We start from the raw sequence: 26,979 nt of genomic DNA on the forward strand, positions 1-26,979 counted from the left end.
CAATATAATGACACCTGTATACACAGAGGGGGAAGCGATATGAACAGGTCTATCTCATGGATGAAATATATGGCATTGGCAGCAGTATTGGTGATGGTATTATCCGGTTGCGGAGCGGCGGGAGGCAGCACGAACAGTACGGCACAGGCATCAGGTGGGGGGCAGGCCGGGCAAGCTGAAGGAGGCAACCTGACTTTTGCACTCGCGACTTCACCGGATACACTAGACCCTCATCGCAGTGGGCTTGCCGTAACGGTACGTGCGATCCGGACGATCTACGATAATCTGGTCGTGCAGTTGCCTGATGGTTCCATCAAACCTTGGCTCGCCACGGAATGGAGCGTATCCGAAGATGGCAAGAGTTATACGTTCAAGCTGCGTGAAGGTGTGAAGTTCCATGATGGTACACCTTTTAATGCGGAAGCCGTGAAATACAATCTGGACCGGGTGATTGACCCGGCCACCAAAGCTGCCAATTCCCTTGCCCTGATTAGACCCTATAGCTCCTCCGAGGTCATTGATGAATATACGATCAAGGTAAATCTGGAATCACCATCACAAGCTTTTCTTGGCAATTTGAGTCAGGCGCTGCTGGGAATCGTATCCCCTACGGCTGCTCAAAAATATGGAGACCAATTAGGTGAAAATCCGGTGGGCACAGGTCCGTATACCTTTGTGAAATGGGATGAAAATGCGGATATCGTCGTTGCCAAGAACAAGGATTACAACTGGGGACCTGAGACGGTTGAAAATAAAGCCGCGCCCCATGTGGATACGATCACATTCAAAATTGTACCGGAAGAAGCGACACGCATCGGAAGTGTACAAAGTGGTCAGGTACTCGCTGCCGAGACCGTTCCACCGCAAAATATCGCTGCATTGAAAAACGATCCGAACCAGCAACTGTTGCAGGCTAACACGGTGGGATTGCCATATACACTCTTTTTCAATCTGCGCAAAGCGCCTTGGGATGATGTGAAAGTAAGGCAGGCGGTACAATCCGCTGTAGATGTGGAATCGATTGTTAAAACATTGTATCTGGGCAACTACGAACGTGCGTGGTCTGCACTGTCTCCTGGAATTCTGGGTTATGATGCATCGCTGGAAGGAAGCATTAACCCGGACATCAACAAAGCCAATCAGCTGCTGGACGAACAAGGCTGGGTGAAAGGTGCCGATGGCATTCGTGCAAAAGACGGCCAGAAGCTGACCCTGCGTTATGTCGATGGTTCGCCCAATCGGGAGAAACGAAATGACATTGCCGCCATTATTCAACAACAGTTGAAGCAGGTAGGCATCGCTGTTGAAGTGGAAATTACCAAAGACGTAGCAACGGTCATCTATCAAAACTGGGATTATGATCTATATGGCAATAGCCAGGTCAACTCCGATCCCAATGCCTTGTACGCTTTCTATCATACGAGTGCAGAGGGACAGCGTCCGACATTATCCGGTTTGTCTGATCCGAAGATCGATGAATTGCTGGAACAGGGGGCGGTTGAGAGTGACGCGGATAAACGTGTCGAGATCTACAATCAGATCCAACAATACCTGATTGAGCAAGCGGTAATTCTGCCGATCTATGTATTCCCTTATACTGTCGCAGCATCCAAAAAGGTCGAAGGCATCAAGTTTGATTCACTGGGGTATCCACTCTTTAACGATGTCCGCATTCAGCCCTAACATGAACGGCCAATCCAGATTCAGGAAGGAGATATCCCGGTATGGTTCAAACGATACTGTCACGACTCGCAACATCGCTTCTGGTTATTTTCGGAGCTTCGGTGCTGGTGTACTGCATCATGTATCTCCTGCCGGGTGATCCGGTTCTACTCATGCTGGACCCGTCCTCGGCTACCCCGGAGATGATCGAGAATCTGCGGGTTCAGCTTGGACTGGATCAGCCGTTTTACATCCAGTTTGCGAACTATTTCGGTGATATGCTGCGTGGGGATTTCGGTAAATCGATGATCAATTCGGATCCGGTTTTGCCAAAAATCCTGGAACATTTTCCAGCGACACTGGCTTTGACCGCACTCAGTTCAATCATTGCCATCACGATTGGAATTACACTTGGTGTACTGTCTGCAATTCATCGCAATGGCGTGATTGATTTCGTCGCCCGGCTCGTTGGACTGTTCGGTATCTCTATGCCAACCTTCTGGACGGGGATACTGCTCATCCTGTTATTTTCAGTACAGCTTGGCTGGTTCCCTGCGATGGGTTCCGACGGATTCAGCTCACTGGTTCTTCCGGCAGCTACGCTGGGTCTCGTTGGTGCAGGGTTTATCGTACGAATGGTGCGGAACAGCATGTTGGAAGTGATCAATGAACCATTTATCGTGGCTTTACGGGCCAAAGGACTTTCGGAGCGCGCCATCATGTATGGCCATGCGCTGCGTAATGCGCTGATCCCTGCCGTAACGGTAATTGGCATGCTGATCGGTGATCTGCTTGCGGGTACGGTTGTGGTGGAGACTGTCTTCTCCAGACAAGGAATCGGCCGGATTATTGCAGATGCGCTAATGGCCAAAGATCTGCCCGTGGTGCAAGGGGTTGTTTTCTTTACATCCATTATCTATGTGGTCTTGAATTTGCTGGTGGACATCTCGTATTCGTACATTGATCCCCGGGTTCGGCGTGCAGTCCGAACATGATGACAGCCGGAACAGTCAGAAGTGTCCTGATGCGGAGTATGGAAGGAGGAGTTGTTGCTCATGAGCATGAAACCTTTGGTTGGTGACAAAAAAGTATGGGCGGACGTAGGACGCATACGTCTGTGGAATCGCCGCCCTTGGCGCTATCGCGTTTCACTCGCGGTATCCCGATTATTCTTTTATGCAGCATTGCTGGTGGTCGTGTTTACCGTGGCATGTGCGATTGTACCGGGCTGGATTGCTCCGTATGATCCAACTCAGATGATGACGGATGCCATCCTGCAGGCTCCCTCTGCTGCGCACCTGTTCGGGACGGACTATTTTGGCAGAGATATCTTCAGCGTGGTTGTGCATGGGAGCAGAGATTCATTGCTCATTGGATTCGCCTCGGTACTTGTAGGCGGGATTGTTGGCAGTGCTCTTGGTATTATCTCCGGTTATGCCGGAGGTATTGTTGATACCATCACCATGCGGGCTGTTGATATTCTGATGGCTGTACCCGGCGTACTGCTTGCATTATCTGTTGCAGCTGCTCTCGGGCCAGGACTGATGAATATTGCACTGGCTGTTGCGGTTTCCTCCATTCCGGGCTACGCACGGGTGATGCGTGGGCAGGTCATATCAGTTAAAGGTCTGCCTTTCATTACAGCGACACGTTCACTGGGCGGTTCCAATACACGCATTTTCTGGAAACATGTACTGCCACATTCGTTGTCACCCTTGCTGGTCATGGCTACACTGGGCGTAGGGACATCAATTCTTACGGGTTCCGGACTCAGTTTTCTGGGACTTGGGGTGTTGAAGGAAATACCGGATTGGGGCGCATTGCTCTCGCAAGGTAGAGGGTATCTGACGGTTGCCTGGTGGATCTGTACGTTCCCGGGTCTGGCGATCACTTTGTTTGTACTGGCGGTTAATCTGATTGGAGACGATATTCGCGATCGGTTGGATCCCAAAGTAAAAGGAGCGGCTTGACCGCTATTCCAAGGAGGAATACGTTATGTCACATGTTGTCATTATTGCCGGATCACCTTCCAAACGTTCGCGTTTGACAGGTCTGACGGATTACAGCAGCCAAAAATTAACGGAGGCAGGCATCACCGTTGAAGTCATTCATGTTGTGGATCTTCCCGCTGAGGATCTGGTGCAAGCCCGGTTTGACAGCTCGTTCATTCGTGATGCACTTGCTGTCGTGGAAGCGGCGGATGCAGTTATTGTGGCTACACCTGTGTATAAGGCATCGTACTCGGGAGTGCTCAAGCTGTTCCTGGATCTGATTCCGCAAGAAGGGCTACGGGGTAAGTTGACACTCCCACTCGTTATTGGTGGCTCCATTGCTCATCTGCTCGCCATTGATTATGCATTGAAGCCTGTACTGGCAGCCCTTGGTGGAAGACATATCTTGGGTGGCGTGTATGCTGTGGATCAGGGAATTGAACGATTGGATGATGGGAAATTTGTGCTCTCGGCGGATATTACTACACGTCTGGATCGCTCGCTGGATGAATTGATATTGACACTGGAAAAGGATGGGATTACGATATCATAAAACCAAGTAAATATATTGGATAAATCAATATAAGATCAAACGTCTGCGGACGTGGATACGGAGGCGCTCATGAATATCGAGAATATTGAAGCATTTGTATATATCAATCATTATGGAAGCTTCAATAAGGCTGCCGAAGTACTCTTCTTGTCCCAACCTTCGGTCACAGCTCGCATTCAGTCACTGGAAAGGGAGCTGGGCTGCAAGTTGTTTGATCGGCTTGGCAAGCAAATTGTGCTGACAGAGGAAGGTCGGAAATTCCTGCCATATGCGCAGCAAGTGCTGCAAGTGATTCAGAAGGGCAAGCAGAAGATTCAGCAACGGCGATCAACACCGGATGCGCTTCGGCTCGGTAGTACAGTATCGGTGTCCAATTATGTCATTCCTGATTTTCTACCCAAGATCAAGGAAGCTTACCCCGAAATTAACATCAAATTGACGACAGCAACGACGGATCAGCTGATTGCCAAACTGCTTGGTCAGGAGATCGATCTTGCCTTTGTACGCAAGGTCATGCATCCTGCGATCCGTACGGTTGCTTTTTATGAAGATCCGATCCAGCTCTATGTGTACAAAGGACATCCATTCATTGAGAGCGGGCATGTCAGCATGGAAGCCATCCGGAATGAGCAACTGGTCTTTTTCGAATGTGGTTCACTGGATTGGCTTCGCATTCACCGGGCTTTCGACTCGCTGGAACATCCGCCGAATATTACATATCATGTCGATAATTCGGAGACAGCGAAGAAACTGGTTATGCAAGGGGCAGGCATTGCTTTTCTCCCGGGACTGACGGTGAAGAAGGAAGTGCAGAATCAGGAGCTGTTCCCCATTCAGGTACATGAGGTAGCAGGTGTATCGTTGCAGATCAGCGTTGTCACGTTAAAGGAAGAATATTCGCCATTGGCAGAGCCCTTCGGGGAACTGCTGCGGCAACTATAAAGCGTCTAACGTTGAATCTGACTTTTACACCAAAACGGAGAGTGCAGAACTTTAACATCTCCAGTTCAACTTAATAGGGATTCAAGAACAGTGGTTCAGCTCAATCAAGGAGGAGAAGGATATGAGTATTCGTGTTGGCATTTTGGATCAGACTCCCATCTATGAAGGGGAAACGGCGGTGGATGCTTTTCGGCATACGATTGAGCTGGCACAGCGGGCAGAGCAGCTTGGATTCCATCGGTTCTGGGTATCGGAGCACCATGATTCAGGGCATGTTGCAGGTTCCTCCCCGGAGGTACTCATCTCCCACTTGCTTGCGCATACAAAGCGGATTCGGCTGGGGTCTGGCGGAGTAATGCTCCAGCATTATAGTCCATACAAAGTCGCCGAGAATTTCAATATCCTCGCAGCGCTTGGACCAGGAAGAGTTGACCTGGGAATCGGTCGTGCACCAGGCGGGTTACCTCGTTCGACGCAGGCGTTGCAGGAAGGTATTCAGGAAGCTGCCTCTCTTCAAGAGAAGATTGTTCAGGTGAAACGATACATCCACAATGAGCCGCTTGAAGATCAGTCGCATCCACTTGCAGGTCTCAGCGCCTCGCCTGTGTCCGACATTCCAGCGGAACTGTACGTACTTGGAGCAAGTGTCGATAGTGCAGGCATGGCTGCGGAACTGGGACTTCCATATGTCTTTTCACTGTTCATTAACAGTAATATAGAGGTAGCACTTCAAGCGATCCGTGTATATCGTGAACAATTTGATCGTTCCCAGGGACGGGAGCCTTACGCTGCATTAGCCATATCGTTAATTGTGGCCGAAAGTGAGGAAGAAGCGGAAGGTCTTGCGAGTGAGCATATGCTGGTGAAGATCCATCTGGAGAGTGGAAAGGTGCTGACGGTGGGTTCTGTGGAACAGGCGGAAGAATTCGGACGTCAATCAAACGAAACCTATCGGATCGAGATTCTGGAGCCAAGTGTGACCCGAGGTACGAAGGAAAGCGTAGGTCAGGCGCTGCTGAAGTTCCAGCAGGATTTTGCTGTGGAAGAGTTCATTGTGACTACAGCTACACGGGACTTTACCAAGCGAATTCGTTCATTTGAATTGTTGCGTGAGATTCTGGCAGAGCAGGGACTAAGCGAATTTGCACTGGAATCCAAGGAACAGGAAGCTGCAATCGGATAGAATTAGGCAGTTAATATAGCAGTGAATATATACGAATGGGAGGCCATGTGATGAAAAGTGATCTGGAACAGCCCGAGCAGCAGACTGAGCAATTAGTACAGGGCGCCGAGCATGAGCTTCACGGTGAACGGGCAGAAGCATTCGCGGAACGTTTAATCACTATTCGGCGACACCTGCATCGTAACCCGGAGTTGTCCGGCGAGGAAAGAGAGACGACGGCAGCCATCCGCAGTTGGCTGGAAGAGGAAGGCGTCCGTATTGCAGACAAATATGCGCTGAGGACAGGGCTTGTCGCTGAAGTAGGCCAAGGGGACGGACCTGTGGTTGCCCTAAGAGCAGATATTGATGCGCTGCCTATTCAAGAAGAGACAAAGCTGGAATTTGCCTCCCAGGTAGATGGAAAGATGCACGCTTGCGGACATGACGCACACACGGCGATTCTGATTGGTGCAGCACGATTGTTAAAGCAGCGTGAGTCCACGCTTCCTGGGAAAGTACGGTTGATATTCCAGCCATCGGAGGAAAAAGCAACGGGTGCACGACAAGTGATCCAGAGCGGCGCATTGTCCGATGTTCGGGCCGTATTTGGGTTGCATAACAAGCCTGATCTCCAGGTGGGTACAGTGGGCATTCGGGAAGGTGCGTTGATGGCAGCAGCAGACGGTTTTGTTGTCAAAGTGGAAGGTGTAGGCACCCATGCAGCCGTGCCGGAAGCAGGCATTGATCCGATTGTGGTTGCTGCCCACATTGTTACGGCACTACAGGCCATTGTGAGCCGTAATGTGGGAGCACAGGAGAGTGCCGTAATTAGCGTCACCAAGCTCCACAGCGGTACAGCCTGGAACGTTATCCCGGATGAAGCAATCCTTGATGGCACAGTACGTACCTTTGATGAGAAAGTGCGTGCACGGATTCGCGAGCGTTTCAATCAGGTGGTCGCCGGTGTGGCGGCAGCCTATGGCACACGAGCTACGGTTCGCTGGATTCAGGGACCACCTGCCGTGGTCAACGATGAAGCTCTCGCATCTGCGGCGGAACAAGTTGCAAGTGAGATTGGATTAAATAGCGTTAGACCGTTACCTTCTCCAGCAGGTGAGGACTTCTCTTTTTATCAAAAAGAAGTTCCCGGCCTGTTCCTCTTCCTGGGCACCTCTGGCCCGCACGAGTGGCATCACCCTGGCTTTGATGTGGATGAACAGGCACTGCCGCTCGGAGCACATCTTCTGGCTGCACTGGCTGAGAAAGCACTGCACAATGTGCAAGCACATCAAGAGTGATGAGTATTGTTAATCTCTGGCATATCCAGATCGAAACGGTTCCGTTCGACGGCAACCGTTTTTCGAATTCCCTTTTTTAAATGAGAGCGAGGTAGGAACGACGATTCGTTGAATCTTGTTATATGGTGTAGTTATGGCTAGGGCTGGCGCATAAGCGTCAGCTTTGTTTGGGTTTTCTTACAGGAGGGGCAGCTGAAGGTATTGTTAAATTTTATTTTTTTAATGGAAATATTTGTTGACGCTCCCTAAAAGGGTGTGCTATATTTTTCTCGACCTTTAATAGTAATAATTACTATTAGTGAAAAATGAAGGACAGGAGTAGCTGCTGCGATGAAACAGGAGATCGATTTTATCAAGTTCAGTCCCACCCAAAACATGACGATTCTGGTTAAAACGGATCATGCAGCAGAGAAATACAATCATATTGCGACTCGTCTAATGTCGTATGATAACGTTTACGCTGAACAAGTGGGATTCATTAAACCAACGAGGAGACCGGAAGCTGCTGCCCGTTTGGAAATGGCCGGAGGCGAGTTCTGTGGCAATGCCTGCATGGCACTTGCAGCACACCTCGCATCTGAAGCAGGACTGGCACAACAGGAATTTATGGATATCATGCTGGAGGTTTCCGGAACCGATCAATTGATCATGTGCCATGTGAAGAAACAGCAGAACGAATACAACTGCCAGGTAACTATGCCGATTCCGAAGCAGATCGAACAACGAACAATCCGATACGAAGGCATCGAACTCGATATGGTGATCATCCGGTACGCTGAGTTCATCCATATTGTGATCGAAGTTGATGACTTCGACGATACGATGAAGAAGAGGGCACAGACTCTTGCAAGGTTACTTGGACTAACACTGGGAGATAAGCTGATCGGTATCCTGTTATATCAATCACACTCGCAAGAAATGGCCCCCCTCATCTATGTTCCGGAGCTGGATAGTCTGATCTGGGAGAGAGGGTGTGGTTCGGGTACGGCCTCCGTCGGAGCGTATCTCGCATGGAGCCAGCAGAGGCAGATTACACAGTACATCAAGCAGCCTGGTGGTGCGATTAAAGTGGTAGCCCAGTGGAATGGCGCAGAACTTGGGAGTATTACAATTGAGGGATCTGTTGGCATCGTGGCTCAGGGCAAAGCCTTCATAGATGCTCCAGCAGAATGGAGCGTTGTAAATACATGAGGGACATGATCATGATAAATACAAGGTTTAGGGGGAAAAGAAATGATCACATTGGTCCATTTTCAGACATGTTTGAGTGAATTTGCAGAGATATTCGATAAGCTCGCGAGCAAGTATGATCATACGATTCAGCATAGTTCGGAGCTGGAGGCTGTGATCAATGACTACTCCCGCTTTGTGACCGATCAGGAGAATAAGGCAGCCTGGGAACAGTTGGAGCATTCCGAGCTGGAAGAGCTTGATTTGCTTGTGTGGCAGTTAAGAAATAAATCCGCCCAGTGTGTGGCGATCATGGAGAAATATCGTGCATTAAAGTTAGAGAACGGGGATGTGCAGATTGCCGATTATTTCAAAAACATAGAAGAGTGTATCGATAAAGAATTCGGCAGCTTCCATGTCACCTCCGATTCCAGAGTGTTGTTGGTAGGCTCAGGTTCATTCCCAATGACACCATTACTCATCGCCAAGCGAACAGGTGCACAGGTTGTCGGGATCGATATTGATGAAGAGTCCATTACACTCGGGCGAAAAGTGGTGGAGACGCTGGGCGCGGGCTTGAAGATTCGTTTGGAGTCAACATTGCTGGAAAATCTGGAGTATACCCAGGAAGCAACACATATCATTTTCAGCTCTACCGTCGCTACAAAATATGATTTGCTAGATCAATTGCATACCCTGACGAATGCGCAGGTGGTAGTAGCTATGAGATATGGTGACCAGTTGAAGTCCTTGTTCAATTATCCCATGAGAGAGACGGACAACAGCAAGTGGAGGCTAGTCGACAAGATTTTGCGTCCGGATGATGTATTCGATATTGCGTTGTACCAAAAAGCATAGCCATCCAAGTTAATCTAAATGGAGTCCAGGTTGAACTTTGAAATAAAGGAGGCTTATATGAGCAATCTTCAGCGAATTTTGTTACTTGGAACCGGACCGGTATCCATTCAGTTGGCGGTAACGCTCAAAGCTCATTTTAACTGTTGCATAGGTATTGTAGGGAGACCATCGGTTCGTTCAGCTTCGCTGTACGAAGCCCTCGAACAGAACAATCAACGTATTCAGGTCAGCATTCAAAATGAGAAACATCAATCGCTCGCAGGTGAGTGTTTCGTTGATCATGTGTTCAAGGGATATGACACCACCCAGGGGGAATGGGATACACTCATTTTGGCGGTTACCACCGATGCTTATATCGATGTATTGGAAAAAATGAAAAATGAATTCATCAAACAACTGAAATGTATCATTTTGATTTCTCCAACGTTTGGGTCGAATCGACTCGTGACCCATTATATGAGAGAGCGGAATGCAACGCCGGAAGTGATCAGTTTCTCTACCTACCTTGGAGATACCCGTTGGATGCACGAACATCCGTCCAATCATGTGATTACTACAGGGGTGAAGAAAAAGGTCTATATCGGTTCCGCTCGTTACCCGTCTGAACAGGTCAGTATGTTACGCCAAGTTTATGAACGTTTGGGTATTGCGCTGGAAGTGATGCGATCTCCACTGGAGGCGGAAACGAGAAATATCTCGTTGTACGTGCATCCACCCTTGTTCATGAATGACTTCTCATTAGAAGCCATCTTTGGAGCTCCAGATACTCAGAAATACGTATACAAGATGTATCCTGAAGGTCCGATTACACAAGTTTTGATACGGGAAATGCGGGCACAGTGGCAGGAGATTATGAATATTACGGACCGACTTGATATTCAGGGAGTGAACCTGCTTCAATTCATGACGGATGACAACTATCCGGTTCGATTAGAGAGTATATCACGCCAGGATATCGAGAATTTCAATCAGCTGCAGGTCATTCATCAAGAGTATTTATTATACATACGGTACACCTCCTTATTGATTGATCCATTCTCGGAACCCGATTCGGCAGGGAAATATTTTGACTTTTCAGCAGTCCCATTCCGCAAAACGTTCATGAACCGCGAAGGGGAACTGGACATCCCCCGGATGCCCAAGGAAGATTACTACCGCATCAAAATCATTCAGGGCATTGCCAGACATCTCGATGTGAGCTGCCCAACGATTGATCAATTCATCGCCACATATGAGGCAAAAATTCAGGGAGTAGCTGACGCACACCCGAATCAGCGCTTGTCCAACGCCTTTGCGATTCAATCCTTTGACGAGGATATCCGCATGATCTGCACCGGACTTTGACTTTGAGTAATTGGGTTAATTACATCTCAAATTAATCAAGTTGAACCTGATGTTTACATCATAACGAAGAGTGCAGAACCAATCTGAAGAAGCGAAGCGGTCGCCTAAAAGCTTTCTGAAAGAAAGCTACTTCGGAAGCATATGCTATCCCCGGATTTTCTCTTTGGAAAAGAGATCAAAAAAATCTGGGGATAACAGCGATCGGAAGATGGTACTGCAATCGGAGTTGCCCGATGTAACCTACAAGGTCTGCTTGTAATTTCATCATCAGGAGGAAATGTTGTGAAAAAAGGTAGTACTTTTAAATGGTTATTATTGCTGGTATCTGCCATTACGGTGCTGGCAGGATGCGCTCAGAGTACAAAAGAGAAAGAGAGTGCCCAAACGAAGTCCGCCAATAGTCAGGTGCAAACGGAACTCATCTATGCCTCGGCCAAAGATATTAATGATATGAACCCCCATCTGTACACAGGCTCCATGCCTGCGCAAGGGATGGTATATGAGTCTCTGGTGGAAAACACACCTGATGGGATCAAGCCATTGCTGGCGGAATCATGGGATATCTCGGAGGATGGCAAGACCTTTACCTTTCATCTGCGACAAGATGTGAAATTCCATGATGGAGAGCCGTTCAACGCAGAGGCAGTTAAAAAAAATATCGATGCAGTACAGGCGAATGCCGAAAAACATGCCTGGATCAAGCTGTCTACCAAAATCACGAGTGTAAAAGTTATCGATGAGCGCACGGTGGAGCTGTCGCTATCGGAAGCCTATTATCCGGCACTGGTGGAATTGTCCATGACAAGACCTTACGTCTTCATATCACCCAAGGATTTCAAAGATGGCGGAACCAAAGACGGAGTGAGTGGTTTCCACGGTACAGGACCTTACAAGCTTACTGCTCATAAAGTCGAAGAGAATGCCACGTTTGAAGCCAATGAAGACTATTGGGGTGGTGCACCTGCAATCAAGAAAATCACATCCAAGGTTCTTCCGGCTGGCGAAACGACATTCTTGGCATTACAAAAGGGAGAGATCAACTTTGTGTTTACCGATGACCGGGGAGCAGACAGTATCGATGTCGAAGCCATGGACCAATTGGCTGAATCTGGTGGTTATCAAGTGGTCCGAAGTGAAGCGATGAATACCAATATGATCGTAGCCAATAGCAGTCGCCAGAATAGTCCGGTTCAGGAAACGGCAGTTCGGGAAGCGCTTTGGGTTGCCATCGATCGGGAAACGATCAGTAAAGATATTTTCAACGGAACGCAGACCGTAGCGGACACGCTATTTTCAGCCAATGTCAATTACGCCAAGGTAGACCTGAAGAAACGGGAATATGATCCGGAAATGACTAAAAAGCTTCTGGACCAAGCTGGCTGGACATTGGCAGATGGTAAAGAGGTGAGAACGAAGAACGGTCAGCCTTTAGCCATGAAACTATACTATGACAGCAACTCGTCTTCACAGAAAATACAGGCCGAATTGATCCAGTATTCGATGAAAGAATTGGGTGTTCAGCTTGAGATCGTGGGCGAAGAGTCTACTTCCATCGCGAATCGGAGAGCAACCGGGGAATATGATCTACTCTTTAATCAAACCTGGGGACTGGCCTATGATCCACAGAGTACCATTGCTGCATTTACATCAGATTCGGCATACAAGCATACAACAAGCGGAATTGCCAAAGCAGATGAATTGTACAAAAAAATCGATGCGGTCATGGTTTCCACGGATGAGGCTTCACGCCAATCCCTGTATGCCGACATTATGAAGATCGTCCATGATGAAGCGTTGTTCATTCCGATTACCAACGGACGTGTCACCGTTGTCGCTCCCGAGAATCTCGATGGAATCTCATTCAAGCAGACTCAATATGAACTGCCATTTGAACAAATGAATTTTAAATAGAGCGGAGATGGATATGGGAAGTTATATCGTCAAAAGGATTCTGTTAACCATCCCTTTACTGATTATCATTTCATTTATAACGTTTGTTCTGATTAATTTATCTCCTTTGGACCCGGCGGTTGTTGTGTTACAGGCACAGGAAGTTCCGCAGATCACAGAGGAATTAATTGCCCAGACCAACAAGGCATTGGGGTTCGATCAGCCGTTCATGATCCAGTATGTGAACTGGATCATGGCTGTTGTGCAGTTGGACTTTGGCAACTCTTATGTATCTGGTGAACCCGTATGGTCAATGATGGGGCCGGCTTTTATGAACACATTGAAGTTAACGCTTGTCTCATCGGTATTCATTATTGCGCTGTCCATTCTGCTGGGAGTGATCTGTGCCATGAGAGAAGGCAAGCTGCTGGATCGATCGGTCAGAGGCGTATCATTTTTCCTTACCGCCATGCCATCCTACTGGCTTGCAGCCATGATGATCTGGTATTTTTCCGTCAAGCTGGATCTGCTACCTACCAGTGGTATGGACTCATATCGAAGCTACATTCTTCCGGTGATTGTAATCACGGTCAGTTATACAGGCATTTATTTCCGAACGGTTCGAAGTTCCATGCTGAGCAATATGAATGAGGACTATGTATTATATGCAAGGGCAAGCGGTCTGAGCGAGAAGAAAGTTACCCTGCATATTCTAAGAAATTCATTACAGGTGGCCGTGTCCATCTTTTGCATGGCGATCCCGATCGTATTGGGCAGTACGGTGGTCATCGAAAATGTATTTGCCTGGCCGGGGCTCGGTAGGCTCAGTGTAAAATCCATTTTAAGCAGGGATTTTCCGATTATTCAGGCGTATGTTCTGATGTTGGCTGTCACCTTTGTCTTGTTTAATACGTTATCCGACATCATTAATGCGACGATGAATCCCCGGTTGAGAAAGGAATTCTGATGCGAATACTGAAAAATCTGAGCAAAGACAAGCTTGCGATGACCTCTTTGGTAGTGATTATGGTCACGATTATGGCGGGCGTACTGGCTCCGCTTATTGCGCCGCATGATCCTGGACAAGTGAACATGAAGCTTCGGTATGCCTCCTCATCCTGGGATTATCTATTAGGCAATGATCATCTGGGTAGATGTGTATTATCTCGGCTTATCTATGGCATCCGTCCAAGTGTGTTATGGGTTCTGGTTGCGCTGAGCCTTTCTGTTCTGATCGGGGCCATTGTTGGATTCATCGCAGGTTACTTCAAGGGGAAAGTGGATGCGTGGATCATGAGAGTCTGTGACATTATGCTGTCTTTTCCCGGATACGTGATGACACTGGCGGTGGTTGGCATTCTGGGTGCAGGACTGGAGAATATTTTGATTGCCTTTGTGTGGATGAAATGGGCCTGGTTTGCCCGCGTTATTCGAACATCTGTGATGCAATTCTCTGATATGGATTATGTAAAATTTGCTAAAGCCTCCGGCACGCCTAATCTGAGAATTATAACCAAACATATTGTTCCGGTTACATTTGCCGATATTGCTGTCATTGCCAGCGGTTCCATGTGTTCGATGATGTTGCAGATCTCCGGCCTTTCCTTTCTGGGGCTTGGCATTCAGGCTCCGCATGCGGAGTGGGGCATGATGCTCAATGAGGCGAGGGAAGTCATGTTTTCCAGACCTGAATTGATGTTGGCACCAGGCCTGGCCATTGTGGTGGTGGTGTCTGCTTTTAATTTTCTGTCGGATGCGCTTCAAGTGGCTCTGGACCCCAAATTGATGACCTCTCAAGGTAAGTCTGACAAGTCTTACGAAAGTGAGGTGAGAAAGGCCACTTATGAATATAGTCGAGGTTGAACATTTAAAAGTATGGGACAGCAATACAGGCAAAGTGATTATTCATGACAGTTCATTTGAAGTCAAACAGGGAAGCTGTATGGCCATCGTGGGGGAAAGTGGTAGTGGGAAGTCCGTTACGTGCAGGGCTATCATGCGACTGAACAAGCCATGGATTCGCCAATCGGGCACAATGTTATTTCAGGGCGAAGACCTGAACCAGCTTTCGGAACCGGAGATGCGGCGTAAGCGGGGCAAGCATCTGTGTATGATTTTGCAGAATGGCATGAGTGCATTTGATCCTTCCTGTGTCATTGGTGTGCATATCCGGGAGACGCTTCAGCAGCATTTTGGCTGGAACACCCGCGTGATTGAACAGAAAATCATCCATGCCATGGAAAGCGTCATGCTTAGATACCCACGCGAGATTCTGAATCAATATCCACATCAACTGTCTGGTGGGATGCTGCAACGAATCATGATTGCACTGGCATTGGTGCTGGAGCCCGATCTGATTATTGCGGATGAGCCGACAACGGCACTGGATACGATCTCTCAATATGAAGTGGTGGAGCAATTGATTCAATTACGTGAACGCATGGGCTGTTCCATGATGTTCATCTCCCATGATCTCGGCGTCGTCCAGAAGATTGCAGATGACGTGATGGTTATGAAAGACGGCAAGATCGTTGAGCGTGGCAGCATGCATTCTGTTTTGACAGAGCCGAAGCATGCCTATACGCAGTATCTGGTCTCTACCCGGCTGGAGCTAAGCAATCATTTTAAGGCGTTGATGCAGGGGGACTCATAGATGCTAAAGGTGGAAGGTATCGAAAAATCATATAACCAAGGCGGACTGTTCTCCAAGCACAAACAACAAGTTTTGAAACAGGTTACCTTTGAATGCCAGCAGGGCGAGTGTCTCGGTATCATCGGTGAAAGCGGAAGCGGTAAATCTACGTTGGGCCGTCTGATTCTGGGCATTGAACGCCCGGATCGTGGAACGATCTCGCTCGATAGTAAAGACGTACAGGATCGACGTGTACGGATGGGTAACATCAGCGCCGTTTTTCAAAATTACACGTCTTCTATTAATCCGTTTCTTACGGTTGAAGATGCCATTATGGAACCGAAGCAAGCACAGCAAAAGCTGCGAAAGGATCAGGGTAATTCAGAGAAGGTGGATCTGTTGCTGAGCCAAGTTGGACTGGACCCTTCCTATAGATCCAAATATCCGCATGAACTATCGGGCGGTGAGGCTCAGAGAGTGTGCATTGCGAGGGCCATCTCTACCGCTTCTAAACTTATCGTGTTTGATGAAGCGATCAGCTCACTGGACGTATCTGTTCAGATTCAGGTGTTGCAATTGTTGAAAGAGCTGAAAGAAATCTACAAGCTGAGCTATGTTTTTATCACGCATGATATACAGGCGGCAGCCTATATCTGTGACAGGGTAATCATTTTCAGAGAGGGACAGGTTGTAGAAATCGTTCCGACCAAGCAACTTAAGGACGTACAGTCCGATTATGCGAAGCGATTATTGAAGCATTTAATACCATTTTAGGAGGAGCCCCATTGTGAGTGGAGCGATGTCTTGGCCTTTTCTACGTTTGTACATATTGGTTCTTCTATATTTCAGTGCCAATGCCATTCTTAACGTGATCATCCCATTGCAAGGGGAGTCCTTGGGTGCGAGCGGTACAACGATTGGACTGATCATGGGCGCTTATATGTTCACAACGATGTTCTTCAGACCATGGGCAGGTCGGATTATTCAAAAGCACGGACCAATCAAAATATTACGTCTGATTCTGATTATCAATGGATTTGCGCTGATTTTATATACCTTTACGGGACTCAGCGGTTATTTGGTTGCTCGTATTTTGCAGGGGGTATCGACAGCGTTCTTTTCTATGGCTTTGCAGATTGGCATTATTGATGCCCTTCCGGAGAAAGATCGGTCACAGGGCATTTCGTATTATTCGCTGTTCAGTTACATACCAGGGATTTTGGGGCCTGTGCTCGCATTGGGGATATGGCAGGCGGGAGGCATGGATTATTTTACAGTGGTTCTGATCGGTATTGCCATCTGTACGGGTATCTTCGGATATACCGCCAAAATGGAACCAAACAAGGAGCAACCTGCTGAGAATCCATCGGAGCAGAATGTGGGCATGTGGGAATCCTTTGGTCAGTTGGTGAAGAATCCGTATTTATTTCGCTGTAGTGTGTTAATGCTCGCTGCCTCGGTTGTATTTGGCGCGATTACCACCTTTATTCCGCTGTATGCGAGCCAAGTACCAAACGGGAATGCGGGCGTATATCTGATGCTTCAGGCAGGAACGGTGGTGCTGGCTCGAATTATGCTTCGAAAAAGGATTCCTTCTGATGGCAGTTGGCATTCTCCTTTCATGATGGGCACCATGTGTCTGCTCGCCGTAGCTGCGCAATGTGTCAGTTTTGCCGTGACAGGCGGGGTGGTCTTTTTCTATGTGGGCGCTGTATTCATGGGAATCGGTCAGGCGATCCTGTATCCGACACTCACGACCTATTTATCTTTTGTCTTGCCTAAGCTGAACCGGAACGTCCTGATCGGGTTATTTATCGCGATGGCCGATCTGGGTATTTCTCTGGGTGGTGTGATTATGGGACCCGTCGCTGACTTCTCTTCCTATTCATTTATGTACATGATCTGTGCTATCCTAGGAGCGGTAATGATCGTTTTTGCCTATGAACGGCGTAGACCCGTGACAGGTACATCTATGAATTGACTGCCAGAAGAGAAAGTGGTGACGAACGTTTGAAGGCTTCAATGACGGCAACATCCAATGGGAAATTAAATCCGGTATCCTTTTCGTTTATCCGGTTTTATATGCTGGCCTTTTTATTTTTTGCGGCGAATTCTGCTTTGACGATTATTCTGCCTTTGAGAAGCGAGGCCGCCGGATTGAACCAGGCCGAGATTGGTCTGATGATGGGGGCATATATGTTCACCTGTATGCTCTTGAGACCTTTTGCAGCACAGCTGCTGGGCAAGTATGGTCCACTTCGAGTGATGCAATGGTTATTGCTTTTGCATGCGGGCACGCTACTGCTGTTTGTTGTTTTTGGTGTGGAGACGTATCTGTGGTTGCGAGCCCTGCAAGGGGTGGCTACGGCGTTTTTCTCCATGACGATGCAGGCAGGCATTGTGGAAAAGCTGGAGGACAAAGACCGGGCACAAGGGCTGTCCATGTACACCCTGTTTACGATGGTTCCTTCTCTGGTCATTCCGATCCTGGCCATACAAATCTGGGAAAATGCCAGTGATCTGGCGTTTACGCTGCTGATGATCGGACTGGCGGCTTTGCCACTTCTGATTGGATATAATGTGGATCTGCCGCGGAGTACCGTGCAGAACAAATCGTATACCTTGGGCGATATGTTTCGTTCATTCGGCGGCATCTGGCGCAGTACGCCACTGCTGATCAGCAGTGTGGTGATGCTGTTTGCGTCCTGCGTTTTTGGGGCAACAGCGACCTTCCTTCCCTTGTATATGGTATCCACCGGAACGGCGAGTGCAGGCGTATTTCTGACGATACAGGGATTGGTTGTGATCCTGTGCAGGTTTATTTTGCGTAAAAAAATTCCGTCCGACGGTAGCTGGAATACCTGGCTGATGGCAGGATTAATGCTGTGTGCAGCACTGGGAACCCAGTTACTCAGCCTGATGGAGATCATCGGGCCATTGGTGTATCTCTCCGCGGTGTTCAGCGGTTTTGCCCTGGCATTGTTGTACCCGACATTAACCACATATCTATCTTTTATGCTGCCTGCGGATTCCAGATATGTACTCATGGGGATTTTCATGTCCTCGTATGACCTTGGATTCTCTCTGGGAGGACTGGCGATGGGGCTCATTGTACAGGTGAGTTCGTATTCGACCATGTTTATGATCTGCACGTTGCTGTCTATTGCAGCGATGGTACTGGTGTTGGTGTTCAGGCAACGGATGGAAGCGGGCAATAAGGCCAGATCTGTGGTGACTATATAAATTGAACTAAAGAACATTTACACGGATCACTCCGATGACAGAACAACCTTCCGATCGCTGTTATCCCCAGATTTTTTTGATTCCTTTTTATAAGGTTAAATCCGGGGATAGCGTATGCTTCCGATGTAGCTTTCTTGCAGAAAGCTTGTAGGCGAAGTGTATGCTTTCGAAGTAGCTTTCCTGCAGAAAGCTTGTAGCTCCGCTTCTTCAGGTTCTTTCTGTCCTCTCCGTTTCGTGTAAATGTTCAGTTCAATCTATATAGTTTTGTTGAATATGTCCCGGTACAGGCGTACTTCTAATTTATATTGATAGTTCCGCTGTCTAGCCTATCCCGCATGTAGTGCGAACATTTACAGAGGAGGTTTATGACTCACTTCTTGCCAAAACGTATCATCAGGATGCGAAAGTGTAAGGGGCGGTCATCAACCTTTTTTTGCAGGTTGAATCAAAAATAGTTTGACAACGACCGTCCAACAGGATTATAGTCATTGTTGTTAATCGTAATAATTACTATTAAAGTCCGGATTACGCAGACTGCACATATAAGGAGTAGATTTCTATGACACAAAAGCAAGTTCCGGTAACCGTACTGAGTGGTTACCTCGGTTCAGGGAAAACGACGGTTTTGAATCATGTGTTGAACAACAGACAAGGGCTTAAGGTTGCCGTGATCGTTAACGACATGAGTGAGGTGAACATTGATGCAGCGCTGGTTAAGGGGGAGGCAACCTTGTCTCGAACCGAAGAGAAACTGGTGGAGTTATCGAATGGCTGCATCTGCTGCACCTTGCGGGATGATCTGATGCAGGAGATTGAGAAGCTGGTGAACGAAGGCAAGTATGATTATATTTTGATCGAATCCACCGGCATCAGTGAACCTGTTCCCGTTGCACAGACCTTTACATACGCCGATGAGGAGTCGGGTATTGACCTGACTAGTCTGGCCCGATTGGATTGTCTGGTAACGGTGGTGGATGCCAATCGATTCTGGCATGATTTTGGATCAGGGCAGAGTCTATTGGATCGTAACCAAGCGACCGGAGATGAGGACACCCGTGACGTCGTAGACTTGTTGATTGATCAGATCGAAACCTGTGATGTGCTGCTGCTGAACAAATGTGATCTGGTCGATGACACCGAGCTGAACAAGCTCGAAGGTATCATTCGCAAGTTACAGCCTAACGCCAAGATCATTCGGACCGAGAATGGACAGGTGAATCCGTCCGAGATTCTGAATACAGGCCGCTTTGATTTTGAGAAGGTGAGCATGTCCGCTGGATGGATTCAGGAGTTGGAGAAGGAGTCGCATACACCGGAAACCGAGGAATATGGCATTGGTTCCTTTGTATATCGCCGCAGAAAGCCGTTCCATCCTTCCCGTCTGGCTGAATTCATGAGTTACTGGCCGGAAGAAGTGGTACGTGCCAAAGGTTTGGTATGGCTCGCGGCCGAAGGGGATGTTGCTGCAAGCCTGAGTCAGGCGGGACCATCCATTCAATTCGGTCCTGCGGGACATTGGATCGCGGCGTTGCCGGAAGCGGACAAAGAAGAGATTTTACGTAACGAGCCAGATGTTCTGGAGAAATGGGATGCCCAATGGGGAGATCGTCAGACGGAACTTGTCATGATTGGGATTGAAATGGAGCGTGAGAGCATTGAAGACGAGCTGGACCAGTGCCTGCTCAGTGATGAAGAAATGCTGGGCGACTGGGGCCATTTCGACAATCCACTGCCATGGCCTGTGGAAGTCTTATAACTCGGAAGATGATGTTCTGCATTGGGAGTAGCGCTGTATAAGCACATCTATATAAATTGAAATAAACATTTACACAAAACGGAGAGGACAGAAAGGACCTGAAGAAGCGGAGCTACAAGCTTTCTGCAGGAAAGCTACTTCGAAAGCATACACTTCGCCTACAAGCTTTCTGCAAGAAAGCTACATCGGAAGCATACGCTATCCCCGGATTTACCCTTTATAATAGGAATCAAAAAAATCTGGGGATAACAGCGATCGGAAGGTTGTTCTGTCATAAACATAAATTCGATGAATAAAGGAGCTGTAATTCATGGCTAAAAAATCAAAAGTGGTACGTGAGAAGCAACGTCAGGCGATCGTAGCAAAATATGCGGACCTGCGCCGGGAACTGAAGGAAAAAGGGGATTACGAGGCATTGCAGAAATTGCCGCGGAATGCATCTCCGACTCGTTTGAAGAACCGTTGTGAAGTGACAGGTCGCCCGCGGGGTTATCTACGCAAGTTCAAGGTATCTCGAATTAAGTTCCGTGAATTGGCTCATCAAGGTCAGATTCCTGGTGTAACTAAATCCAGCTGGTAAAATGATCAAGGGTTGCGTATTTTGCTGAAAGGATGTGCATCTTCATGCTGGACTTGTTTACGTTACGGAGAATTGAGTCCGTAATGAACGGATATATTCACGAGAAGGTACCTGCGCCACTGCGTACGATGGTGAAGTTGACATATGAGATGAATGACAATGAATTGATCCTGACCGAAGAAAGACCTGCCGAGGAACGGTATCAATGGGATAAGATGTATATTGCCCGATTTTACTGGGAAGAAAATCAGTGGAAAGTGTATGCCAGAGATGAACAGAGCAGCTGGAATCCGGTAGATGTTATTACACCTTGTTCCGATTTTGAGAATGTGCTCGAGCAGGTGGAACGGGATGAGGCTGGACTGTTCTGGCGTACGTGAGCGAGATCGGTTAAGAGTATATTTCATTCGTGAAAATTAATGTTAATTCAGACAAATATGGCGTATATGCAACCGAGTTCGAAGCTAGCGAAACAGTGGCTAGCTTCGGGCTTTTTTTGTGTCCAAGAATCACTGAAGCAAAGAGGGGGGATCTTTTGGTCTTCCTTCCTTAGTGGGCAAAAGAATAAATAAAATATGTTTTACAATAAAAATTTATTGTAAAACAATAAATATTATGATAAATTCATATCACTTAAAACAAGTGAGGTGCTTTTTGTGAAGCGAGGTACAACCATCTTTTTAAAATTGGCTGTGTTGCTTATTGGTGTTCCCATTCTTGCCTTATGTATATTCGGCATACCTTGGTTAGCGAATAATCCGGTGAATCCGAATTATGCAGGTGCACTATACCCCATAGTGATTATTATGTATGTGTCCGTTATTCCGTTTATCGTTGCACTGTACCAGGCATTCCGTCTGCTGAGCTACATCGACAAAAATGAAGCGTTCTCTCTAATATCAGTGAAATCCTTAAAAACAATAAAATATTGTGCTATTGTAATCAGTAGTCTCTATTTTGTGATGTTGCCTTTTGTTTATGTTGTAGCAGAGAAAGATGATGCCCCAGGCCTCATTCTTATGGGAATGGTTCCTGTTTTTGCTTCATTGGTCATCGCAGTGTTTTCTGCTGTACTCCAAAGATTGTTACAGGAAGCGATTGATATCAAATCAGAAAATGACCTAGTGGTCTGAGGTGAATATATGGCCATTATAATCAATATTGATGTAATGTTGGCAAAGCGGAAAATGACGGTTACCGAGCTTGCAGAGAGAGTTGAGATCACGATCGCCAACATTTCCATATTAAAAACAGGAAAAGCAAAAGCGATCCGTTTATCTACTTTGGATGCGATCTGTAAAGCACTGGATTGTCAGCCTGGAGATATATTGGAATATAAGGCTGACGAGGACGAAGATACAAATGAACTTATATGAAAAATGACCAAAGAAGACTCTGCATGTTGTATGCAGAGTCTTCTTTGGCGTCAGCTTGTTCAAGAAACATTTGCCTATAACGAATGATTGTGCATCATACGGAATTGCATAGGCGTTACGTTTTCCTGGGTTTTAAAACAGCGGATGAAGTAGCTTGACTGTGAAAATCCCGTTTCCAGCGTAATTTGTTTAATGGAAAGGTTGGTTGTGGCAAGCAGCTGTTTCGCATGTAATAACCTGGATTCCATCAGGAATTCCGGGAAGGAGATACCAAACGTCTGACTGAACTTGCGGCTAAAGTATGTTGTACTGTATCCGGCAATCCCGGCAGCGTGGTCAAGTGTAATGTGCTCGTTACTATGAGAACGAATATAATTCCCTGCTTCACGAATTCGCTCTGATGTGTGATTTAACGAAACATTAATTTGGCTCGCTGCGGATTGCAATTGGGTCAGAAGTTCATATAAAGTAGCTGCCATGCTGTGCTCGTCCTCCACCTGATAGCCTCTTCCGAGCTCCAGTAATCGATCCATGAGCGCGGTAACCACCGGGAAGTTGGAGCATTGAAACAGCCATGGCTCGTCAACGCCTTTTCCATTTAACAGTTCTTCGAGACGAATTCCGTAGAAGTGAATCCAACGAATACTCCAAGGATCATCCAAATCTGAATAGTAGGTTTGTCTAAGACCGGGACCATAGAGAAATCCCTGCCCACGTGTTAACTCATAACAAGCGGTTCCAGTGTCCAGGAACCCTTTACCTTCAAGTACAAGGTGCATATTGTAGCAATGATCTAAGTTGATATCTTTGGTTCGATATTCCCGATTCACATGATGCTTGGGAAAGTCACTGTACCCTCCAATAAAATCGGGAAAACATACATGTCTGGGGAAAACCGGCTTGGGGAGAAAGATGTGTTCTTTCACGTGCATCCTCCATTTAAACGCAATATTTTTATGTAGTGAACTGAAATAGATTCAGCCCACTGTTATTTGAATATTCAGCAATGACAATATTTTATTATAAGTCGCATAATCTTGTCATTTATTATATGTGAAGGTTCCAATAGAATGGAGGCAATATGGCAGGTTAAGGGGGCAATTAAAGGTGGCAAAATCAATCCAATTGGATGAATTAAAAATGGGGGTCTGTTATTACCCTGAGCACTGGTCGGAAGCGTTGTGGGAGGACGATTTCCGTAGAATGAAAGAGATGAATATCACAGTTATTCGGATGGCTGAATTTGCATGGTCCATCTTTGAACCGGAAGAAAGTCAGTTCGATTTTAGTTTTTTCCAGAAGGCACTGGATCTGGCGCATCAATACGGTTTAAGCGTTATTTTGGGAACACCTACTGCAACTCCACCAGCATGGTTAACATCCAAATATCCTGAAGTATTAAACGCAAATAAGGACGGGGTATTGTATCAACACGGTATGCGACGCCATACCAACTACAGCAGCCCAATCTACAGACAGCAATGTGAGAAAATCGTGCGTAATATGGTGATTGCCTATAAAGATCATCCTGCTCTCATTGGATGGCAGATCGATAACGAATTCAATTGTCATATGGATGTTTTCTATGCTGAGGCTGACCATGTCGCCTTCCGTGAATGGCTTAAGAATCGTTATGAATCGTTGGAGAACCTGAACCAGGCTTGGGGAACCGTTTTCTGGAGTCAGACCTATTCCGACTGGGAGCAAGTTCACCTTACCCGAAATATGGTCAGCCAATCGCCAAATCCTCACCTGGCATTAGATGAAAAGAGATTCATCTCAGCAAATACCATTTCATTTGCCAAGCTTCAGGTGGACATCATTCGGGAACTGGATCCGAAACATTGGATCACAACGAACGGTACGTTTGGACACTTGGATAATCATGAAATGACAGAAGACCTGTTGGATTTCTTCTCCTATGATTCGTATCCGCAGTTTGCCACGATCTTCCCAGGGACAGACGATAACTCATTACAAGATCGGGCCTGGAGCATGAAACTGTCGAACGTACGCAATATGTCACCGAATTTCTGCGTCATGGAACAACAGTCTGGGCCAGGAGGCTGGGTCGACAGTATAGGCATGGGTACGCCAAGACCGGGACAGATCCGATTATGGTCGTATCAATCTGTTCTTCATGGAACAGATCTGCTCGTCTACTTCCGCTGGCGGACGGCAACATTTGGCACCGAGATGTACTGGCATGGCATCAATGATTACCATAATCAGCCCAACAGAAGGGTACGCGAGGTTGCACAAGTAGGGGAAGAATTTGCCAAGATCGGGCGTGTTATTGCGGGCACTACATATCAAGCCGATGTTGCCATCCTGCAGGATTACGATAACATCTGGGACGGAGAGTTGGACGAGTGGCACGGCCCGCTTCAGCAACAGAGTGTACGCTCCTGGTATAAGCAGCTCCAGTATCGTCATATTCCGACGGACATGGTTACACTGCAACCAACGACAACACTGGAAGAGTTATCCGAATATAAGGTGATCATCTATGCTCACCCGGCCATCATGACAGACGAGACAGCAGAACTTCTCCAAGCCTATGTCAGTCAAGGGGGAATCCTGTTTTTCGGTGCCCGCACCGGCTATAAGGATCTCAAGGGACATTGTTATATGAGACCGTTCCCTGGGGCTGTCGCTGAGTTGTGTGGTGTAACCGTAGAGGACTTTACCTTAATCAAAGGAACCATTCCAGCAGCCAAACTGCAATGGAGTGGGGCGAGTGAGCGACTTCAGGAGGGAACGTCAACGGCCGGATTTAACGAAGTTCTTCATGTGGAGCATCCTGACGTACAGGTCGTAGCCGAGTATGCATCCGAATATTATGCAGGTAGTCCTGCATTGACCAAACGTGCGGTAGGTCAGGGACAAGTATGGTATTATGGAGCGGCTTACAATGAACCGGTCGTAGATGCTCTCCTGGATGAAATCGGGCTAGTCTCGCCTGTGGATGACCTGGTAGAGGTACCGTCCGAAGTTGAGCTTGGTATCCGTTCCGGTAAGGATAAAGCTTATGTCTTTTTACTCAACTACTCTGATCAACAAGTACCCATCAAGCTTAAGAAACAAGCAAAAGAGTTACTATCGGGCACAACAATGCAGAATGAAATCAACATGTCCGCGTATGGTGTGTTCATTTTTGAGATCGATTTGCCGCATTAAGCAATCCATTCATCCATATATGCGTTATATATAGAAAGAAACACCAAAGACGCCTTGCAGCCATTGCAAGGCGTTTTGTATATGCATGATGTGATGTGTAACATATATTTAGCATGAACTTATTTCGTATAACTATGCTTCGTACAAAATTTCACCTGTCCGGGATACATCATATCCCTCGAATGATTGCAGTTCCTGCCTGAACTCCGGCGATTGGAGAATCCGCAGTACAGATTTTGTCCAGGCTTCATTACCTTGCTTCCTCAGCATGACTAGATCATAACGTTCCTGAACGAGCGGGATAAAATCAACCTGTCCCACAAGTCGCGCAGCCTTCTCAATGCCAACTCCGACATCAGCTTCGCCTGAACTGACTTTGGCCGCCACGCCCATGTGACTGGTTTCTTCGACTTGATATCCGATCAGACCTGCGGCAGGAATTCCATGCAGTCGAAGTTGCTCATCCAGCAATACTCGCGCGCCAGAACCTATCTCCCGGTTAGCGAGTCGAAGTTCAGACTTGCTCAGATCGGTCCAATTCTGCAAGTTCTGCGGATTACCACGCTGTACATACAGTCCGGCAGGTCGTGACAGCAGGTTCACCACAACATAAGATCGTCCCGTCAGAATTTTGCGAATATACGGCAGATTATACTCACCGGTATCTCCGTCGAGCAGATGGGTGCTGACCAGATCGGACTCACCGCGATACATCGAGATAAGCCCATCCAGACTACCCATGAACGAGCGTAGCGGACGAATGTCCCGAGTTTGTTTTTCCATATGGCGCATTAGGATATCCAGACTGACATCCTGACCTGTTATGACCAGATGCCGTGGTACAGCAGTCATTGCATGAGCAGAACTCGCTGGAGTAATCGCATGCGCAGACCCTACAGGTGTAGTCAATTGTAAGGAAGTTCCCTGAAAATCACCCTGACCTGGATGAGTTCCTGATGCCGAGGTCTGATGAGGAGTCGGGATACGCTGACCTGAGGACTGAAGTTGTTTGGAGCGACGTTTATATGCCTCCAGATCGGTTGCATCAATTCGCATTTGTTTACCCACACGGTATGCCACGAGGTCTCCCTTTTTGATCAGGTCATAGACCGTCAGTTTCGATATTTTGAGCAGCTTGGATATTTCTTCGGTAGTGTAGGATTGCTCCTCCGTCATAAGTGAAGATCCTCCTTCAAAGGTATAGAGCAATTATGGTTTTGTTATGAATGTTTCTTGTACTATATCATTAATTGAGGGATGCCATAAACCTGAGAACACGCAATAAACGCATAGGACAGATAACAAAAATCAAATGTGATCTTAATCACCTTCCCATTTTTTT

25 protein-coding genes are annotated in these 26,979 nt (G+C 47.3%); 23 read left to right on the top strand and 2 right to left on the bottom strand.

Annotated elements, in window-relative coordinates; all coding sequences use genetic code 11:
* Positions 1-39: 39 nt before the first annotated feature.
* From MKX68_RS17155 to MKX68_RS17260, 22 genes are all read left to right on the top strand, one after another.
* A complete protein-coding gene (locus tag MKX68_RS17155) occupies positions 40-1,683 on the top strand; it encodes an ABC transporter substrate-binding protein (protein ID WP_340913177.1) in 1,644 nt (547 codons plus the stop codon).
* A gap of 41 nt (positions 1,684-1,724) precedes the next feature.
* Positions 1,725-2,657: an ABC transporter permease gene (locus tag MKX68_RS17160; protein WP_036605816.1), complete on the top strand. Its 933-nt coding sequence runs from the start codon at positions 1,725-1,727 to the stop codon at positions 2,655-2,657.
* Positions 2,658-2,717: 60 nt separating this feature from the next.
* Complete coding sequence (locus tag MKX68_RS17165; protein ID WP_340913180.1) at positions 2,718-3,632, top strand: ABC transporter permease; 915 nt, start codon at positions 2,718-2,720, stop codon at positions 3,630-3,632.
* A gap of 25 nt (positions 3,633-3,657) precedes the next feature.
* Positions 3,658-4,206: an NADPH-dependent FMN reductase gene (gene ssuE / locus MKX68_RS17170; RefSeq protein ID WP_074096318.1), complete on the top strand. Its 549-nt coding sequence runs from the start codon at positions 3,658-3,660 to the stop codon at positions 4,204-4,206.
* Between the two features lie 69 nt (positions 4,207-4,275).
* Positions 4,276-5,148 carry a LysR family transcriptional regulator gene (locus MKX68_RS17175; protein ID WP_017692495.1) on the top strand — a complete coding sequence of 291 codons (873 nt, stop codon included), beginning with the start codon at positions 4,276-4,278 and terminating at the stop codon, positions 5,146-5,148.
* A gap of 121 nt (positions 5,149-5,269) precedes the next feature.
* Positions 5,270-6,331, top strand: a complete 1,062-nt coding sequence (locus MKX68_RS17180) for an LLM class flavin-dependent oxidoreductase (protein ID WP_340913185.1) — start codon at positions 5,270-5,272, stop codon at positions 6,329-6,331.
* Positions 6,332-6,381: 50 nt separating this feature from the next.
* Complete coding sequence (locus MKX68_RS17185; protein WP_340913188.1) at positions 6,382-7,608, top strand: amidohydrolase; 1,227 nt, start codon at positions 6,382-6,384, stop codon at positions 7,606-7,608.
* Positions 7,609-7,938: 330 nt separating this feature from the next.
* On the top strand, positions 7,939-8,799 hold the full coding sequence (locus MKX68_RS17190) for a diaminopimelate epimerase (RefSeq protein ID WP_340913190.1): 861 nt from the start codon (positions 7,939-7,941) through the stop codon (positions 8,797-8,799).
* Between the two features lie 42 nt (positions 8,800-8,841).
* The gene (locus tag MKX68_RS17195; RefSeq protein WP_340913192.1) at positions 8,842-9,636 is read left to right on the top strand and encodes an SAM-dependent methyltransferase; all 795 of its coding nucleotides are present in this window, start codon (positions 8,842-8,844) and stop codon (positions 9,634-9,636) included.
* A 57-nt stretch (positions 9,637-9,693) separates the two neighbouring features.
* Complete coding sequence (locus MKX68_RS17200; RefSeq protein WP_340913194.1) at positions 9,694-10,980, top strand: opine metallophore biosynthesis dehydrogenase; 1,287 nt, start codon at positions 9,694-9,696, stop codon at positions 10,978-10,980.
* Between the two features lie 282 nt (positions 10,981-11,262).
* Positions 11,263-12,891 (top strand): staphylopine-dependent metal ABC transporter substrate-binding lipoprotein, encoded by a 1,629-nt coding sequence (gene cntA, locus MKX68_RS17205; RefSeq protein WP_340913197.1) that lies wholly within the window; start codon positions 11,263-11,265, stop codon positions 12,889-12,891.
* Positions 12,892-12,904: 13 nt separating this feature from the next.
* Positions 12,905-13,837 (top strand): nickel/cobalt ABC transporter permease, encoded by a 933-nt coding sequence (gene opp1B, locus MKX68_RS17210; RefSeq protein WP_340913199.1) that lies wholly within the window; start codon positions 12,905-12,907, stop codon positions 13,835-13,837.
* Positions 13,837-14,733, top strand: a complete 897-nt coding sequence (gene cntC, locus MKX68_RS17215; RefSeq protein ID WP_340913201.1) for a staphylopine uptake ABC transporter permease subunit CntC — start codon at positions 13,837-13,839, stop codon at positions 14,731-14,733. The genes opp1B and cntC overlap by 1 nt, the downstream gene beginning before the upstream one ends.
* Entirely contained in the window at positions 14,714-15,523 is an 810-nt protein-coding gene (gene cntD / locus MKX68_RS17220; protein WP_340913203.1) for a staphylopine uptake ABC transporter ATP-binding protein CntD, read from the top strand. The genes cntC and cntD overlap by 20 nt, the downstream gene beginning before the upstream one ends.
* Positions 15,524-16,276 (top strand): ABC transporter ATP-binding protein, encoded by a 753-nt coding sequence (locus tag MKX68_RS17225; protein WP_340913206.1) that lies wholly within the window; start codon positions 15,524-15,526, stop codon positions 16,274-16,276.
* A 13-nt stretch (positions 16,277-16,289) separates the two neighbouring features.
* Positions 16,290-17,483, top strand: coding sequence for a staphylopine family metallophore export MFS transporter CntE (gene cntE, locus MKX68_RS17230; RefSeq protein ID WP_340913209.1), 1,194 nt, complete (start codon positions 16,290-16,292; stop codon positions 17,481-17,483).
* A 41-nt stretch (positions 17,484-17,524) separates the two neighbouring features.
* Positions 17,525-18,745 carry a staphylopine family metallophore export MFS transporter CntE gene (gene cntE / locus MKX68_RS17235; RefSeq protein WP_340913211.1) on the top strand — a complete coding sequence of 407 codons (1,221 nt, stop codon included), beginning with the start codon at positions 17,525-17,527 and terminating at the stop codon, positions 18,743-18,745.
* 559 nt (positions 18,746-19,304) lie between these two features.
* Positions 19,305-20,501: a GTP-binding protein gene (locus MKX68_RS17240; RefSeq protein WP_340913213.1), complete on the top strand. Its 1,197-nt coding sequence runs from the start codon at positions 19,305-19,307 to the stop codon at positions 20,499-20,501.
* A gap of 310 nt (positions 20,502-20,811) precedes the next feature.
* The gene (gene rpsN, locus MKX68_RS17245) at positions 20,812-21,081 is read left to right on the top strand and encodes a 30S ribosomal protein S14 (RefSeq protein WP_036605831.1); all 270 of its coding nucleotides are present in this window, start codon (positions 20,812-20,814) and stop codon (positions 21,079-21,081) included.
* A 44-nt stretch (positions 21,082-21,125) separates the two neighbouring features.
* A complete protein-coding gene (locus MKX68_RS17250; RefSeq protein WP_340913215.1) occupies positions 21,126-21,461 on the top strand; it encodes a DUF3024 domain-containing protein in 336 nt (111 codons plus the stop codon).
* Positions 21,462-21,737: 276 nt separating this feature from the next.
* On the top strand, positions 21,738-22,214 hold the full coding sequence (locus MKX68_RS17255) for a DUF2975 domain-containing protein (protein WP_192136289.1): 477 nt from the start codon (positions 21,738-21,740) through the stop codon (positions 22,212-22,214).
* Between the two features lie 9 nt (positions 22,215-22,223).
* Positions 22,224-22,457: a helix-turn-helix domain-containing protein gene (locus MKX68_RS17260; RefSeq protein ID WP_036605834.1), complete on the top strand. Its 234-nt coding sequence runs from the start codon at positions 22,224-22,226 to the stop codon at positions 22,455-22,457.
* 74 nt (positions 22,458-22,531) lie between these two features.
* Here the strand turns inward: MKX68_RS17260 and MKX68_RS17265 are convergent, their stop codons facing one another.
* A complete protein-coding gene (locus MKX68_RS17265; protein ID WP_340913219.1) occupies positions 22,532-23,383 on the bottom strand; it encodes a helix-turn-helix transcriptional regulator in 852 nt (283 codons plus the stop codon).
* A 181-nt stretch (positions 23,384-23,564) separates the two neighbouring features.
* Between MKX68_RS17265 and MKX68_RS17270 the strand changes: the two genes are divergently transcribed.
* Positions 23,565-25,637, top strand: a complete 2,073-nt coding sequence (locus tag MKX68_RS17270) for a beta-galactosidase (protein WP_340913221.1) — start codon at positions 23,565-23,567, stop codon at positions 25,635-25,637.
* Positions 25,638-25,769: 132 nt separating this feature from the next.
* Here MKX68_RS17270 and MKX68_RS17275 read toward each other — a convergent pair whose 3' ends face one another.
* The gene (locus MKX68_RS17275; protein ID WP_249912876.1) at positions 25,770-26,813 is read right to left on the bottom strand and encodes a substrate-binding domain-containing protein; all 1,044 of its coding nucleotides are present in this window, start codon (positions 26,811-26,813) and stop codon (positions 25,770-25,772) included.
* Positions 26,814-26,979: the final 166 nt, after the last annotated feature.

The organism is Paenibacillus sp. FSL M8-0212, from assembly GCF_038004645.1.
GTDB lineage: Bacteria > Bacillota > Bacilli > Paenibacillales > Paenibacillaceae > Paenibacillus.